Origin of the sequence: Exiguobacterium sp. RIT452 (assembly GCF_003598705.1) — a bacterium.
GTDB lineage: Bacteria > Bacillota > Bacilli > Exiguobacteriales > Exiguobacteriaceae > Exiguobacterium_A > Exiguobacterium_A undae.
In genome coordinates this window covers 115,967-131,571 of record NZ_QXJB01000007.1, presented here as the reverse complement: position 1 = coordinate 131,571, position 15,605 = coordinate 115,967, and the positions used below count along the sequence as shown (strand labels likewise).

Annotated in this window: 14 protein-coding genes; 10 read left to right on the top strand and 4 right to left on the bottom strand. The window is 47.0% G+C overall.

The window, feature by feature from the left end; genetic code table 11:
• Nucleotides 1-372: 372 nt before the first annotated feature.
• Together D3D03_RS14150 and D3D03_RS14145 are read right to left on the bottom strand one after the other, a co-directional pair.
• On the bottom strand, nucleotides 373-1,245 hold the full coding sequence (locus D3D03_RS14150; protein WP_119923929.1) for a hypothetical protein: 873 nt from the start codon (nucleotides 1,243-1,245) through the stop codon (nucleotides 373-375).
• Between the two features lie 243 nt (nucleotides 1,246-1,488).
• On the bottom strand, nucleotides 1,489-1,920 hold the full coding sequence (locus D3D03_RS14145; protein WP_119923928.1) for a VOC family protein: 432 nt from the start codon (nucleotides 1,918-1,920) through the stop codon (nucleotides 1,489-1,491).
• 211 nt (nucleotides 1,921-2,131) lie between these two features.
• Between D3D03_RS14145 and D3D03_RS14140 the strand changes: the two genes are divergently transcribed.
• From D3D03_RS14140 to D3D03_RS14110, 7 genes are all read left to right on the top strand, one after another.
• Nucleotides 2,132-3,145: a LacI family DNA-binding transcriptional regulator gene (locus tag D3D03_RS14140; protein WP_026829429.1), complete on the top strand. Its 1,014-nt coding sequence runs from the start codon at nucleotides 2,132-2,134 to the stop codon at nucleotides 3,143-3,145.
• A 201-nt stretch (nucleotides 3,146-3,346) separates the two neighbouring features.
• Nucleotides 3,347-4,654 (top strand): ABC transporter substrate-binding protein, encoded by a 1,308-nt coding sequence (locus tag D3D03_RS14135; RefSeq protein WP_119923927.1) that lies wholly within the window; start codon nucleotides 3,347-3,349, stop codon nucleotides 4,652-4,654.
• A 60-nt stretch (nucleotides 4,655-4,714) separates the two neighbouring features.
• Nucleotides 4,715-5,611: a carbohydrate ABC transporter permease gene (locus tag D3D03_RS14130; protein WP_026834090.1), complete on the top strand. Its 897-nt coding sequence runs from the start codon at nucleotides 4,715-4,717 to the stop codon at nucleotides 5,609-5,611.
• A 3-nt stretch (nucleotides 5,612-5,614) separates the two neighbouring features.
• On the top strand, nucleotides 5,615-6,538 hold the full coding sequence (locus D3D03_RS14125; RefSeq protein ID WP_081776662.1) for a carbohydrate ABC transporter permease: 924 nt from the start codon (nucleotides 5,615-5,617) through the stop codon (nucleotides 6,536-6,538).
• A 22-nt stretch (nucleotides 6,539-6,560) separates the two neighbouring features.
• Nucleotides 6,561-7,907, top strand: a complete 1,347-nt coding sequence (locus D3D03_RS14120) for a GH1 family beta-glucosidase (protein WP_119923926.1) — start codon at nucleotides 6,561-6,563, stop codon at nucleotides 7,905-7,907.
• Between the two features lie 67 nt (nucleotides 7,908-7,974).
• Nucleotides 7,975-10,368 carry a carbohydrate binding domain-containing protein gene (locus D3D03_RS14115; protein WP_119923925.1) on the top strand — a complete coding sequence of 798 codons (2,394 nt, stop codon included), beginning with the start codon at nucleotides 7,975-7,977 and terminating at the stop codon, nucleotides 10,366-10,368.
• A gap of 158 nt (nucleotides 10,369-10,526) precedes the next feature.
• Nucleotides 10,527-11,000 (top strand): hypothetical protein, encoded by a 474-nt coding sequence (locus D3D03_RS14110; RefSeq protein ID WP_119923924.1) that lies wholly within the window; start codon nucleotides 10,527-10,529, stop codon nucleotides 10,998-11,000.
• A 79-nt stretch (nucleotides 11,001-11,079) separates the two neighbouring features.
• Here D3D03_RS14110 and D3D03_RS14105 read toward each other — a convergent pair whose 3' ends face one another.
• The gene (locus tag D3D03_RS14105; RefSeq protein ID WP_119923923.1) at nucleotides 11,080-12,351 is read right to left on the bottom strand and encodes a M20/M25/M40 family metallo-hydrolase; all 1,272 of its coding nucleotides are present in this window, start codon (nucleotides 12,349-12,351) and stop codon (nucleotides 11,080-11,082) included.
• A 91-nt stretch (nucleotides 12,352-12,442) separates the two neighbouring features.
• On the opposite strand from D3D03_RS14105, the gene D3D03_RS14100 reads away from it, so the two are divergent.
• Together D3D03_RS14100 and D3D03_RS14090 are read left to right on the top strand one after the other, a co-directional pair.
• On the top strand, nucleotides 12,443-13,387 hold the full coding sequence (locus D3D03_RS14100; RefSeq protein ID WP_119923922.1) for a tetratricopeptide repeat protein: 945 nt from the start codon (nucleotides 12,443-12,445) through the stop codon (nucleotides 13,385-13,387).
• A gap of 356 nt (nucleotides 13,388-13,743) precedes the next feature.
• Nucleotides 13,744-14,043 carry an excalibur calcium-binding domain-containing protein gene (locus tag D3D03_RS14090; RefSeq protein ID WP_119923920.1) on the top strand — a complete coding sequence of 100 codons (300 nt, stop codon included), beginning with the start codon at nucleotides 13,744-13,746 and terminating at the stop codon, nucleotides 14,041-14,043.
• A gap of 42 nt (nucleotides 14,044-14,085) precedes the next feature.
• On the opposite strand, the gene D3D03_RS14085 is transcribed toward D3D03_RS14090, so the two are convergent.
• Nucleotides 14,086-14,409, bottom strand: coding sequence for a thioredoxin family protein (locus D3D03_RS14085; RefSeq protein WP_026834082.1), 324 nt, complete (start codon nucleotides 14,407-14,409; stop codon nucleotides 14,086-14,088).
• A 302-nt stretch (nucleotides 14,410-14,711) separates the two neighbouring features.
• On the opposite strand from D3D03_RS14085, the gene D3D03_RS14080 reads away from it, so the two are divergent.
• Nucleotides 14,712-15,581 (top strand): cation diffusion facilitator family transporter, encoded by an 870-nt coding sequence (locus tag D3D03_RS14080; protein ID WP_119923919.1) that lies wholly within the window; start codon nucleotides 14,712-14,714, stop codon nucleotides 15,579-15,581.
• The last annotated feature ends 24 nt before the right edge of the window (nucleotides 15,582-15,605 follow it).

Here is a 15,605-nt window from a genome sequence, read left to right as displayed (position 1 = left end):
AAAAGGTAAAGTTACTTGTTTGATTATCTGAATGAAGTTTGCTATATGATACACAACTTTTTATCGATCGATAACAATTAGCTTATTTCTGCTATTTTAAAACTAATTTCTAAATGATTTTTGTACGATGTAAGTTTCAAGCGATGATGACTATCGTATTTCCATTCTTACGAATTAACTAATTCCAAATTTCTAATTGATTGTTAATACCATAGTGTTAAAGAAATTTTACAGATATTATTTGTAACATAAGGTCAGGCCTACACTGTTTCATTTAAACCATTCAAAATTACATGATTTATTAAGAGAATTTTCCTAAATTAAATTTTTCAATTAATATATCGTATTACTGTATTATTGATTTGTTTTTCATCAATAATCTGAACCTCTGTAATTGAAAGCAAACTTATCGATACGCTGACCGTTTATTTTCAGATGAGCCTGACCATTTACAATTAAGCAAAGCTTTCCATTTCTTTTTTCTACGTCTCCCACACAACCTAAGGTAAGTTCTTCTCCGTTTATAAAAGCTTCGTTAACTATTTCTAAAAAAGTATTGATATTTGTATATCCAGTGGCAAAAAATTCTTCTTCTAAATAGACGTTCACTTCTTTATCTTTATTTTGTAAACTGAATATAGCTCTTTTTTCTGAAAGTTCAATCGAACTAGCTCGTTCTATTAATGCAGTTGCTTTACCAATATCATCTTCTTGTAAATCAAATATATTAAATCGTCTTTTAACGTTTGGTGCTCTTGTTCCTGATGCAACAAACTCAGCATCATTACTTGTTGATGGTCTAGCATAAACCGTAGTGTTTGGTTCTTGAGTTTTATCAACTACCTTAGTCTTGTTTTTTTTGCTTTTTTCTCTTTGTTTTTTTAGGCGTAGTTCCTTCTCTTCAAGAGTTTCATTATTAATTTTGAACATATCTTTTAAAATATTGCTTATATGTTTATCTTCTAATTTAGCAGAACTAGAAGCAATTTTTTTAGTAGATGCATTTTTTCTTTCTCGCTCAAAATAATTTAAACATTCTTCAGTATGATTATCGTTTGGCCATGTAGAAAAAAATGCTTTTATTTTACTTTTGGGAACATATTTAATTCTAGAAGTACATCCTTCAAAAGAACAGTGCAGATTTTTTTTAATCACTTCGTAATCACTTCTTAAAGCAATTTCTTCAGCGTTAACTAATTCTTCTTCGCCCTCACTATTTCGATAAATCACTGTATCAAATGTCAATGGCATACACTCCTTATTTTTTATTAATATACTTTACGAGTATTCAATGATAAAAGATTCGAAATAATAAAAAATTTCCAGTTCTTGAGAGGAGAGTACAAAATTTTGTCTTTGTTCATTTGATTCCTTGGTAATACATTTATGGTTAGATAGCTATCACTTATGACGGTCGTGATGTACAAACGATGTAGATTTGGATTAAATCTACATCGTTTGGATTTTCATCCTAATTGTATAAAAAAATTAAGTTATTGGAACTTCACTCACTTCGTGATTGAGCTGCCACTGAACACCAAACGGATCTTCGACGATGCCGTAGGCTTCACTCCAAAACGTTTTTTGAATCGGCATGATGACGTTGCCGTCTTGCGCCAGTTTATCAAATGTCTCGTGAATGATTTGGATGTCCGGCAGATGTAGAGCGAGCGTGACATTTTGGCCGATCGTGACCGAATCATGCGGCATCGCATCAGAAAACATGACGCGTGTGTCGTGAACAATTAATTGCGAATGCAGGACAAGTGACTGGACATCTTTTTCAAACGGTTGACCGTCCGGACCATTGCCGGGACCAAACTCCATGATGTCAGGAATGTCTTGCCCAAAAACTTTGGCATAATAATGGATCGCCTCACGGGTATTTCCGTTGAAAACAAGGTAAGGGTTAATTGGCATGGTAATGCTCCTCTCCATTTGAACACGTCTGACTGATGCTTATAGTGTACCAAACATTTGTTCTTATTTAAAGGGCTTTCTGATTAAAAATGAAAGCGATATCATTTATTTTTTAAATTCCAAAAAATTTCGCAAATAATGGTTGCGTCTTTCCAGATTCCGACCTATACTAAATTTATCGAAAGCGCTTTCGGTGAAATGGAGTGGTTACATGGGTACAATTTATGATTTAGCGAAAATAACCGGTTTTTCGATCACGACGGTCTCAAAAGCCTTAAATAATTATTCCGACGTCAGTGAGAAGACAAAAGCAAAAATCGTTCAGGCAGCAGCCGATATGGGCTACTTGCCGAACGCCCACGCCCAGTCGCTCTCGACGAAACGATCTTGGACGATTGGGGTCATGTTCTCGGAAGCAAACGAAGTCGGGATGATGCATCCATTCTTCAACGCGATTATCGAAAGTTTCCGGAAAGCAACGGAGCAGCAGGGCTATGACTTGATCTTCGCCTCGCGGAATCTCCGCAATCGGGACATGAGTTACCTCGAGCATTTCCAGCATCGGGCGGTCGACGGCATCGTCGTCATCTGTTCCGATCAAATGGACAAGCATGTCCAGGAACTGATTCAAAGTTCGATTCCAATCGTTGTCGTCGACATGGACAGCACCGATTGCAGTGTCGTCTTCTCGGATAACCTATCCGGCGGGACACTCGCCGTCAACCATCTCTACGAACTGGGACATCGTTTGATCGCCCATATCGCAGGTGATATGACGATCGATGCGGGACTCGCACGAATCGAAGGATACAAACAGGCGATGGATCGACTTGGCTTACCGATTCCGGACGGCTATCTGATCAACGGAGGATTTTTCTCGGTCGAAGAAGGAAAACAAGCAATGCAGACGTTGCTTGCTTTACCGAAGCGTCCGACTGCAGTCTTCGTCGCAGGTGACCAAATGGCGATCGGGGCGATGGAAGCGATTCATGAAGCGGGCCTTCAGGTGCCGCATGACATTTCCGTCGTCGGTTACGATGATATCGAAATGTCGAAATACGTTACACCCAAGCTGACGACGGTCCGGCAAGATACGGAACGGATCGGGCAGCATGCAGCAGAATTGTTAATTGAACAAATCGTCAACAAACGACGTGTCATGACGACGGATATCATTCCAGTCGACTTGATCGTCCGTCAGTCGACAGGACCCGTAAAACCATAATTTTTTTCGGAATCGCTCTCGCAGGTTGCCTTCGAGAAAACGCGAGAGCGGTTTCGAAATACATGATATTTTTTTGTACGTTTCCGAAAGGGCTTTCGGAACTTTTTTCAGACCATTTACGAAAGCGCTTTCGATATTTTTGGATAATAAATGAGACCGCTTACTTAGGGGACTACCAACAGATGAGAAGGATGGGATGACATGAAGAAGAAGTTAGTCAGCGTATTAACAGTCGGCGCATTAACAGCAAGCGTTTTAGCAGGATGTTCAGGCGGCGAAGAGGAAAAAACGAGCGGTGGCAAGAAAGTCCTGAAAATCTGGTCGTTCACGGATGAGTTAAAAGAGCCAATCAAAAAGTTCGAAGAGAAAAACGGCGTGAAAGTCGAATTGACGATCGTCCCGATCGCTGACTATCCGACGAAGTTAAAGCCGGCACTTGAGAGCGGCGTCGGCGCACCGGATATCTTCACAGGTGAAATCGCCTTCTTGAAACAATGGGTCGATGCGGGCTACTGGGCGAACTTGTCGGAAAAACCATTTAACGCGGGTGACGTCAAAGATGACTATATCCCGTATGTCTATGACATGGGGAAAGACAAAGACGGTAATGTTCGTGCCCTTTCATGGCAAACGACACCGGGTGGCGTCTACTACAAACGAAGCATCGCGAAAAAAGTCCTCGGCACAGATGATCCAAAAGAAATCGGTGCGATGATGAACTCGATGGACGGCGTCTTCGAAGTCGCTGAGAAGATGAAAGGCAAAGGCTACAAAATGTTCCCGGATGAAGGATCGATCCGTTGGTTCGCACAAGGAAATGAGCCGGAAGCTTGGGTCAACGACAAACAGGAACTCGTCGTGACGGAAGACAAGAAAAACTACATGGATTACGCGAAAGAATTACGGACAAAACAATACACGGCACTTGCGCCGGAGTGGTCACCATCATGGTTCGCCGGGATGGACAAGCCGGTTAAAGTCAAAGAAAACGGTAAAGAAACTGAAACAGAAATCTTCTCGTATGTCCTTCCAACATGGGGCTTACACAGTGTCTTGAAAGAAAACGCGAAGAAATCAGCCGGTGACTGGGCTGTCACAAGCGGACCGAGCCCATACTTCTGGGGCGGTACTTGGTTAGGTGTCTACAAAGATTCGAAGAAACAAAAGCTTGCGTATGATTTCGTTAAAATGATGACGCAAGACGATGAATTCTTGACTGACTGGGCGAAAGAAACAGGGGACGTTCTCGCTTACAAACCGGTTACTGACAAAATCAAAACCGACTTCAAAGATGAGTTCCTCGGCGGACAGAACAACTACGAGTTCTTCCTCGATCAAGCAGACAAGATCACACCGGGAATCGTGACGAAGTACGACCAGCAGCTTGATACGTTATACGGTGCGTCGGTCATGGAATATGTCCAAGGCAAAAAATCAAAAGACGAAGCACTTGCTGAATTCTACAAAAAAGTCAAAAATGCGTATCCGGACGTAAAAGTACCGGAATAAGGAGTCTAGGTGGGGCGGTCCTCGCTTCACCTCTTCTTGTTTAAGAAAGGGGTTTGACCTGTGAAAAAACTTGATCGCCATGGTTATCTGTTCATCGCACCGTTTTGGATCGTCTTCTTGATCTTCAGCATCTATCCGGTTGCCTTGACGTTCTATTACAGTTTCACCAACTACACAGGCGCAGAAGGCGAACAACTCGTCGGACTCGCGAACTATACGCGTTTGCTCGGAGATACGTACTTCATTGAAGCGTTCTTCAATACGATCAAGATTTGGGGACTGAACTTCATCCTGCAAATCGGGGGAGCCTTGATGCTCGCTTTACTGTTCTCGGATTTACAGCTCAAGATGAAAGGTCTCGCATTTTTCCGCGCGACATTCTACTTGCCGAACTTGATCACAATCAGCTCGGTTGCCTTATTGTTCGGTATCCTGCTCGACTGGCAGCACGGTTCACTGAACATGATGTTACTCAAAATCGGCATCATCTCGGAGCCGATCAACTGGTTGACACAACCGGTCACAGCACAGATTTCCGTCTCCCTCATCCTGACTTGGATGTGGCTCGGTCACTCGTTCATCGTCGTCATGGCCGGTGTATCGGGGATCTCGAAGGACTATTTCGAAGCGGCACTGATTGACGGTGCGACACGCTGGCAAATCTTCTCGCGGATCACGTTACCGCTCTTAAAACCGATCCTGCTCTACATCATGATCACGTCACTGATCGGCGGACTGCAATTGTTCGATTTACCGATGTTGATCACGGACGGTGTCGGTGCGCCGGATGGTGCCCTGAACACGATGGTGCTGTATCTCTACAACCAAGCCTTTAAATACAACAACTATGGCTACGCCGCTGCGGTCGCATACGGATTGTTTGCCATCACGCTCGTCTTTTCAATCATCGTCTTCAAAGGGATGTTCCGAAAAGAACGTTCAGCGAAAGGAGCCTGACCGATGGAACGAAATGCAGAAGCACGTCGGATCGTGCCACAAACGGAAGATCAACCAGAACGTTCAGAACGTCCACTGAAGTTGACACCACCCCCGAAGCAGAAAAAAGCCTGGTTCGGGAAAAGTCTGATCTACGTCGGACTGATTGCTTTGACGATCGCTTGTATCATTCCGTTTTTGATGATGATCATCAACGCGACCCGCTCGAACGAAGAAGTGTTATCCGGTTTCTCATTGATTCCAGGGAACTCGCTCGCTGAAAACTATGCCGCTTTAAGCTCTTACGTCAATATCTGGTCCGGCTTCAAGAACAGTCTGATCATCGCCGTCCTCGTCACCGTCCTATCGGGTTACTTCTCGGCAATGACAGCGTTCGGATTTGCCTTCTACCAGTTCAAAGGAAAAAACGTCCTGTTCGTCTTCATGCTTGTCATGATGATGATCCCGGGACAACTCGGATTGATCGGGTTCTACGAACTCAGTAAGAACTTAGGTCTACTCGACAGCTTCATCCCGTTGATCGTGCCGGCGATTGCCAGTCCGTTCACGGTGTTCTTTGTCCGTCAGTACTTACAGACGGTCATGCACCCGAGTTTGATTGAGGCAGCACGGATGGACGGCGCGAGTGAAATGCGCATTTTCCACACGATTGCTTTGCCGATGATGATGCCGGCAATTGCGACGATGTCGATCTTTACGTTCATCGGTTCATGGAACAACTACATCATGCCGCTTGTCCTGCTGTTCTCACCGGAAAAGTATACGTTACCGGTCTTGATGGGCTTCCTCAAAGGGTCACAAGTCGCCGAAAACCTCGGCTCGCTCTATCTCGGAATCGCGATTTCCGTCGTACCGATCATGATCGCCTTCTTGTTCCTCTCGAAATACATCGTCAGCAGCATCTCAGCTGGTGCCGTCAAAGAATAAACTGGTAAAGGAGCTTACATCTATGAAATTTGCACCGAACTTCGTCTTCGGGACGGCGACGTCCTCGTACCAAATCGAAGGCGCACACGACGAGGGTGGTCGTACGCCGTCGATCTGGGATACATTCTGCGATACGGACGGAAAAGTTTTTGAAAAACACAACGGCGATGTCGCCTGCGACCATTACCACCGGTTTGAAGAAGACATTCAACACATCAAACAACTGGGCGTCGATACGTACCGCTTCTCGATTGCCTGGCCACGGATCTTCCCGAGCAAAGGGCAGTTCAATCCGGAAGGGATGGCCTTCTATAAGACACTGGCATCACGTCTGCAGGAAGAAGGCATCAAACCGGCCGTCACGCTCTACCACTGGGATCTCCCGATGTGGGCGCATGAAGAAGGCGGTTGGGTCAACCGCGACTCGGTTGACTGGTTCCTCGACTTCGCCCGCGTCTGCTTCGAAGAGCTCGACGGCATCGTCGACTCGTGGATCACGCACAACGAACCATGGTGTGCCGGCTTCTTGAGCTATCACCTTGGGCAACATGCACCGGGACATACGGACATGAACGAAGCTGTCCGGGCTGTTCACCATATGTTGTTGTCACACGGAAAAGCCGTCGAACTGTTGAAAGGGGAACTCCAGTCCTCGACGCCAATCGGCATCACGCTCAACTTGGCACCGAAGTACGCGAAGACGGATTCCGTTAACGATCAGATTGCAATGAACAATGCCGACGGGTACGCGAATCGCTGGTTCCTTGATCCGATTTTCAAAGGACAATATCCGATCGACATGATGAACCTGTTCTCGAAATATGTTCATACGTACGACTTCATCCACGCGGGAGACCTTGCGACGATTTCGACGCCGTGTGATTTCTTCGGGATCAACTTCTACAGCCGGAACTTGGTTGAGTTCAGTGCTGCGAGTGACTTCTTACACAAAGACTCCTACTCGGACTACGACAAAACCGGCATGGGCTGGGATATCGCACCAAGTGAGTTCAAAGACCTGATCCGCCGGTTGCGGGCCGAGTATACGGACCTGCCGATCTTCATCACGGAAAACGGTGCCGCCTTTGACGACCAGCTCGTCGACGGGAAAGTGCACGATCAAAACCGGATCGATTACGTCGCGCAGCATCTGCAAGCCGTGTCTGATCTGAATGAGGAAGGCATGAACATCGCCGGTTATTACCTCTGGTCGTTACTCGACAACTTCGAGTGGAGCTTCGGATACGACAAACGATTCGGCATCATCTACGTCGATTTCGATACACAAGAACGAATCTGGAAAGACAGCGCGCATTGGTATGCGAATGTCATCCAGACGCATAAGGCAGCACTTCCGCAAGAAGCGTAACGTCGTCGAACAGGCAAGGTCGAATTCATCGCCCTTGCCTGTTGTTCATTCAAAGGAGGAATTACAGATGAAGAAATGGCTCGCAATTGCCCTCGGAACTGGACTTGTCCTGTCCTATGCCGGGACCGGTCATGCCGAGAAAGCAGACAAAAAAGACAAGGCGAAATGGAAGATGGTCTGGTCCGATGAATTCACGAAACAACAGCTCGACCGGACGAAGTGGACCTATGATACGGGAAACTGGATTGTCGATGCTGAAGGGAATGCGATTTCACCGGGTTGGGGCAATAATGAAAAACAATACTATACGACCAAAAAAGACAATTCGTTTATCCGGGACGGTAAACTCGTCATTCGGGCAAAAGAAGAAAAGACGACCGACTCGCTTGGATCGTACGACTACACATCAGCCAAATTAAAAACAAAAGGCTTATTCAGCAAGACATACGGACGTTATGAAATCAAAGCGAAACTGCCGACCGGCAAAGGGTTATGGCCGGCATTCTGGATGTTGCCGGAGCAGGACAAATACGGGGCATGGGCTTCGTCCGGTGAGATTGATGTCATGGAAGCGTGGGGCAGTCAGCCGGATAAAATCGCCGGGACAATCCACTACGGTGAAAACTGGCCGAACAATAAGTACACCGGCAAGGACTACCACTTCCCGGACGGCGGACGGATTGACCAATGGCATACGTATGCCGTCGAGTGGGAGCCGGGCGAACTCCGCTGGTATGTCGACGGCAACCTCTTTCAAACACAAAACGACTGGTACAGCAAAGGCAAAAACACGGCCACCAACTACAGTTATCCGGCACCATTCGACCAGAACTTTTATCTCGTGATGAACCTCGCGGTCGGCGGTTGGTTTGACGGCGAAGTCGACGAGACGACGAAGTTCCCGGCCGAGATGGAAGTCGATTATGTCCGGGTCTATGATCTGAAGAATCGCGACTACCGCGAACCGGTTGAACCGGTCTATGAAGACGTGACGTTACCGGACGGGGCAAAACAACCTTTAGAAGACGGCAATCTCGTGTATGATCAAGCGTATGAAAAAGCCATCAAGACGATCACTGACGGCGCGCAAGTCCTTGACCCGACGTACTGGAACTATGTGACGTTGCCGGACTTCGGCGGCAAGGGATCGGTCGACGTGACGGAGCAGGACGGAACCCGCTTCGCCAGCGTCACGATCGATCAACCGGGGGCGCAAAACTATGCCCACCAATTGATCCAAAAGATTTCCCTCGCCCAAGGCGGACGCTATGAAGTCAGCTTTGACGCCAGCAGTGAACAGGCGCGGACAATCGTCGCCAAAGTCGGCGGCGGGGCAGAACGGGGCTACACGAAATATTCGAATGAAGAAGTCATCGATTTGACACCAACCGTCAAACGGCATACTTTCACATTCGATATGGCAGCAGAAACGGATCTAGCGGCACGACTCGAATTCAATCTGGGTCTTGCGCAAGCCGGTGTTAAGATCGGGAATGTCCGTGTCGAACAGGTGCCACGCGGTGAAATCGATGAAACGGCAACCAAACCAGCTTTACCGGACGGCAATCAGATCTACAACGGTACGTTTGACCAGGGCGCAATGGATCGCCTGACGTACTGGCAGTTTGATGCCGGTCAGACAAAAGGAACCGGATCGGTCGACCCGGTGACACGTGACTTTACATTCAAAACAAAAGCACAGACGAAAAAGGGACAACCGGCGACGCTGACACAACGTGGTGTCCAACTGCAGGAAAACCATCAGTATGTGCTTCGCTTCAAGGCGGACAGCAAACGGATCAAACAGATTCAAGTCAAGGCGACAAATGCGGATGGAACAACAGCCTACTTGCCGACGCATGACGTACCGTTGACCAAACAGGCAACGACCGTTGACATTCCGTTCACGATGACACAAGCAACGGATTTGAACAGTCAACTCCAGTTCAACTTTGGATTAGCAAAAGGGGAAGTGACACTGGATGATGTCGAGTTGATCGATGTCACACCGGTCGAAGTCGACCGGTCACCGCTGAAAAACGGTTCGTTCTCGGACGGACTGAACTTCTGGAGTTCGTACGTTCATTATGACGCGCAAGCGGTCGTCTCAACGGTCAATGACGCCGCGAAGCTCGCCATTGCATCAGAAGGACAGGAACCATGGAGCGTTCTGCTGGAGCAAGGCAACTTGCAGCTCGTCAAAGGACAGACGTATCAGCTGACGTTTAAGGCATCGTCAACGGTGGCGCGCCCACTCGAAGTCACTGTCGAAAACGCTTCATATACACGTTACTTCAGTCAGATCGTCGAACTTGGCACAGAAGCAAAAACGTATCAGTTTGACTTTACGATCGAACAAGACGATACAGCCGGGTTGAAGTTCTTGCTTGGCAAGGCAGCTGGTTCTCCGTTTGCCGCGCATGACGTGACAATTGATGATGTGAAACTGGAAGTGAAATAACACGAATTAAATTGTTTTATACAAATCCGTCCAGAATAACTTTCTCGCTTGTTAAAGGGGAAGAGACTTCTGGACGTTTTTATTTTCATATGAAAAAGGAATTTAAATCCAATTCGGAGAAAGGGTATACCATGCAATTTTAGAGGAGGAACACCATTATGGTTCGTTCGACGAAACAGTATATCGCTTTGTTTGTCGTGCTTTTGCTCGCAACCATCAGTATCAATGCCTGGCCGGCAAGTCTTTATCCGGACGGTTCGATTGGTCTGCTGCAAATCGCAGCATCCTTCGTTTGGCTGATCTTTTTAATCGGTTCTGTGATGCTGGTCCGCGAAGAAAAGACAATCTTGTTTGTCTTCAATTACCTGCGTCTCGGGTTCTTAGCCGGCATTATTGTCTATTTAGTCACGTTCTTTGAGCGGTACTGGTTAGGGGACTTTTGGTTTGATATCGTATCCGCTATTCAATACCCGTTTTATTATCTGTTTGCGGTCCCGCTGTTTGGCTTTAATGCATGGTTTGACGTCTTATACGGACAGTTTGCGATGTTTGCCGGGTTTGCCTACATCCTGCTGGCGATTGGTGTAAGTGTCCGATACAAAAGACTAGAGGCGAAGCGATTGCGGTACTGAAGGCAGATTTTCCTAATTCATCGTTTTCTTCTGACAGCGCGCCTTGGCGCGCTTTTCGTGTCGAAGAGGTGCAGGAAGTTTAAGAACGAACCGGAATGAGCTGATGGTGGAGAACCGATTCGATCAGAGCGACAGTCTCGAACGTCGCGGCGTAGTCGACCGTTTCGTGCTCCGTATGTTCGTGTCTATAACCGACCGACAGATTGACGGAAGGAATTCCGAAGCCGGCAAATACATTCGTGTCGCTTGATCCGCCATTGGTCGTCGTCTGCCAGTCCGGCATCCCGACGAGACGACCGGCTTCCTCGAACAGCTGACCAAACTCTTGTGTGCAGAACGGTATTTGATTTCGGCAGGCCGTGACAATATCCCGTGTTCCGCGGCGGTCGACGACGATGGCGGCATCCACATCCTTGAGAAAAGCGGGATCGATGCCCTCGGCACCCCGGCAACCGATCTCTTCTTGTACTGTGAAGGCGAGTTTCAGCGTACCGGAGAAGTTCGTGTTCCGGACGCGGTCAAGTACTTCCAGAATGGTTGTGATCCCGGCACGATCATCAGCTCCAAGGATGCCGCTGGAACTGCGGAGTGTCGTTCCGTCCTCGAGAATGACCCGATCCTCCTCGATCAGTTCGACCGTATCCATATGAGCGGACAACAGAACAGTCGGACCGACGCCACACGGAATGGTCGCCAGTACATTGCCTCGCTTGTCGGTATAGAGGAAATCGGTCTGTGATTTCAGTTCATTGCGAAGGCGCATCGCGACCAGTCGTTCCCGTCTGCTGACACCAGGGACCTCAAGCCAAGTCAGCAAACGATGTTTAAACCGTTCCAGTCGCAAAGTCTTGAGGTAGTGTTGATCTGCGGTCAACCGGTAAAGACGTTCCGCAAATAGCAAGAGGGAGGCGAATCCGCTTCTGCGGTAGTTCAGCTGCAACGTCAGATGAATCAGTTGCATCGTCATCTGTTGCGGCAAGGCAAGCTCGAGAAGTTGCCATTGCTCCAAAGAGGGGGCTTGCTGGAGGGTGACTGAAGCTTGACCGCGGGCATGTCCGTCACAACAAGACAATGTCAGGATACCGAGAGTGTTCAGCCAACGGACGATTCCCCGGATGTACGGATCAAAGGATTGATACGGCAAGTCATCCGTCAATGGATTGATCATCGCTTCTCGCCCGGGCAGATCCTGAAAAGGAACCTGCTGAATCCACTCGATCAGCCGGCGATCGCTCCAGTCATTAGTTGGATATTGTAAAATGGATTGAGTCAAACGGGCCACATGCGTTTTGCTGTACCGGTCGTCCTGGCTCAGACCGTGTCGTGCTAAGAGAATCGTTGCGTTTGTCATAAAAACAGCTCCTTGTCAGATAAGTTGTTTTCAGTGTAGCAAGGGAGCTGTGACAAGCTGTCACACGTCAAAAATGAAGGAGTCACAGGGAATGGAACTGTCAGGATATTTGGAAGCGCAACGAATCCGCCGGGAATTACCGAATGAAACTCACGAGGAACGGGCAATCAAGCGTCAAGCACATCTTGACTTACTTGTTCGTCAGGCAGAGTTTTATAAGTTGTCGAATACACCGGACTATTACCAAGCAAAACGGTGGTTACTGGAAGCCATTAAAATCGAAAAACATCATCCAATCGCGAACTATCGATTGGGTTATATCTTGTATCGTGAACGTGAATATGAACAAGCCGCCTATCATTTGAAAACAGCACTTGATGGTACACGGACGGACGTCTTAAGTGACACACAACTGATTTTAGCGAATACGTTTCTCGTTAATTGTGGCGTTGCGATTACGCGGGAAGCCTTGCGGAAGCTTGAGGATTTAGAACTTCAAATCGAGGGCGACATCGATCAAGAACGAATCGACCGTTACCGGGCCGAGATGGTCGTTCAGGATGAGTACGTACTGGACCGGATCTATTACCGGAAAATCGCAGCAGAATATGAAACGATTATCAACGAAGAAACGTTTCACGAGACGCAACCGGGTAAAATGGAAATATTGCTGAAAAGTTCAGATGCCGGGAAAACGTTACATACTGCCGGGCGACCAAGTGATTTGCTGAATCAACATATGTTTTTGACAATCGTGTTATTAAATCAAGCGACATTTCAAACGTATCCGGTCTTGCAGAGTGCTTTGTCCGAGCTGAGTGGACAAGACATCACGTACGATCATATGCGGCAGTTGATTCGAAGAATCCGCGATCGTTTTACCCGGCTGGATCTGATTGAGGCGACACCAATAGTCGTCCCGGGTTCTGCACGTCCTGTCCAAGGATTTCGGATTCACCCGAACTGGTCGGTGACGATTCTTTGCCGGGCAGATGATTTCATTCATCCGATTCAAAAGGAGAGAAGCGATGTTTAGTCCAGTCAGTGAACGTGAGGAAAAAAGTGGGGAACGAAAAGCAAAGTCCAGGAAGGCGATTCGATTACGGGATTCGGGTGCTTTTGCATTAGGATTGTGGTTGACGCTTCTGGTCCTCTTGATAACCCCGTTAATCTTGATGTTTGTTATCATGTATTTGGCAGGAACACGATAATTCAATCGGGTGTTCAAGAAAGGTCTGTCGCGACGCGATAGGTCTTTTTTTATGGATTCATAAAAAAAATTCTGACAAATCATCCCTGTAAAAATCAAAAAGTCAAAACACATTCTAAAAAAATCCTCTATAATCAAATTATCACTAAAATTTGGAATTTTAAAATTGAGGAGGAATTGATATGAACAAAGCAGTAAAACTCATCATGACCGGTGTACTGAGTCTCTCATTGATCAGTGTGACATCGGCAGAAAGCCACGCCGCGACGAAAGCGAAGGCCTTCAAAAACTGTACGGAGATGCAGAAAACCTATAAAGGTGGCGTCGCGAAGAAAAAGGGAATTAAAAACCGGACCGGTTACGATAAAAACGGCAAAGCCATCTACAAAGACACAAAATACAAAGCCTATGTCAGCTCAGCGACATATAACCTTAATACGAAAAGTGACCGTGACAAAGACGGCATCGCCTGCGAACGCTAAAAAAAGACCCACTTCCATTTTGGAAAGTGGGTCTTCGTCTGTTTAGTTGAAGTTTTTCTTGAGGAAGTCTGTGACCTCGTCCGGTGTTTTTGCGTTAGCGCTGTGTAAGTGACCCAGTTTCTCGTTGTTTTGGAAGACGAGCAGGCTTGGAATCCCCATGACGACGTTGTCCGATGCGATTTCCGGGAACTCGTCTTTGTCGATCGTATAGATCGGCAATTCTTTGAATTGTGCTTCGACATCCGGCATGAAATAATCCATCCGTTTGCAGTCCGGGCACCAGTCTGCTTCGAACTTGATGATGACCGGTGTGTCGCTTGCGATCAATTCTTTAAACGTATCTTCACTTTTAATGTAGTTACTCATGTGTTCATCCCCCTGTTGTTGGTGTGTATCTTTAGTCTACTGATTCCGAGCATAAGATGCACGAATTATGATTGCCCAACAAAGAAATTTTGCAAAAATGTTGGCGGATAGAATGACATCAAGTATGCGCAAATTGCACAAGAAGCGCCGTGCAACAACAAAAGATGAATTGCCCTCAGGAAACACTATTGGTCTTTTGTTAATTAACTAGTTTTAAGCAAAATGATTTCTATAGACCCACTTGATTTCGACCTGTTACGATGAGGTTTGCTAATCGACAGAGCGAGTGGGGGCGACTACAAATGGATCAACAAAAATACGATAATTTAAAGCTTGGCGAGCGCGGTGCCATCATCAGCATCGTTGCCTATATTGTCTTATCCGTCATTAAATTGATTGTCGGCTACACAGCCGATTCCGCTGCCTTACGGGCAGACGGCTTGAACAATACGACCGATATCATTGCATCGATTGCCGTCTTGATCGGATTACGAATCTCAAGACGTCCGGCAGACGATGATCATAAATACGGGCACTGGAAAAGTGAGACGATTGCTTCGATGGTCGCTTCCTTCATTATGATGGCAGTTGGTCTGCAAGTCTTGATTGATACGATCTCAACGTTATTCGAAGGAAAACAGGAGTCGCCGGATTTGATTGCTGCCTATGTCGGGATTGGTTCTGCCATCGTGATGTACTTCGTCTACCGTTACAATCGGAACTTGTCGCGTAAAATCGACAGCAAGGCGGTCATGGCGGCCGCGAAGGATAACTTGTCCGATGCCTGGGTCAGTATCGGGACGACGGTCGGGATCATCGGTTCCCAGTTCGGGATGCCGTGGCTCGATGTCGTGACGGCGGTCATCGTCGGATTCTTGATCTGTAAGACCGCGTGGGACATCTTCTCGGAAGCGTCTCATGAGCTGTCGGACGGGTTTGATGAACACAAACTCAAAATGTATGAAGATGTGATTTATGATCTTGACGGCGTCAAAGGGATTAAATCAATCAAAGGCCGGAATTACGGCAACAATGAAGTCGTCGATGTCGTCATTCTCGTCAACTCCCAGTTAAACGTCCATCAAGCGCACGATATCGCGACGAAGGTCGAAGATACGTTGACCGATGAGTACGGTGTGTACGACATTCATGTCCATGTCGAACCGGAATGAATCAAACGATAAAATGAACGACCG

Coding starts and splice junctions, on each gene's coding strand:
- D3D03_RS14110 (WP_119923924.1), top strand. CDS start 10,527: ATGGTTCGTTCGACGAAACAGTATATCGCTTTGTTTGTCGTGCTTTTG.
- D3D03_RS14125 (WP_081776662.1), top strand. CDS start 5,615: ATGGAACGAAATGCAGAAGCACGTCGGATCGTGCCACAAACGGAAGAT.
- D3D03_RS14135 (WP_119923927.1), top strand. CDS start 3,347: ATGAAGAAGAAGTTAGTCAGCGTATTAACAGTCGGCGCATTAACAGCA.
- D3D03_RS14080 (WP_119923919.1), top strand. CDS start 14,712: ATGGATCAACAAAAATACGATAATTTAAAGCTTGGCGAGCGCGGTGCC.
- D3D03_RS14100 (WP_119923922.1), top strand. CDS start 12,443: ATGGAACTGTCAGGATATTTGGAAGCGCAACGAATCCGCCGGGAATTA.
- D3D03_RS14145 (WP_119923928.1), bottom strand. CDS start 1,920: ATGCCAATTAACCCTTACCTTGTTTTCAACGGAAATACCCGTGAGGCG.
- D3D03_RS14085 (WP_026834082.1), bottom strand. CDS start 14,409: ATGAGTAACTACATTAAAAGTGAAGATACGTTTAAAGAATTGATCGCA.
- D3D03_RS14105 (WP_119923923.1), bottom strand. CDS start 12,351: ATGACAAACGCAACGATTCTCTTAGCACGACACGGTCTGAGCCAGGAC.
- D3D03_RS14115 (WP_119923925.1), top strand. CDS start 7,975: ATGAAGAAATGGCTCGCAATTGCCCTCGGAACTGGACTTGTCCTGTCC.
- D3D03_RS14140 (WP_026829429.1), top strand. CDS start 2,132: ATGGGTACAATTTATGATTTAGCGAAAATAACCGGTTTTTCGATCACG.
- D3D03_RS14090 (WP_119923920.1), top strand. CDS start 13,744: ATGAACAAAGCAGTAAAACTCATCATGACCGGTGTACTGAGTCTCTCA.
- D3D03_RS14120 (WP_119923926.1), top strand. CDS start 6,561: ATGAAATTTGCACCGAACTTCGTCTTCGGGACGGCGACGTCCTCGTAC.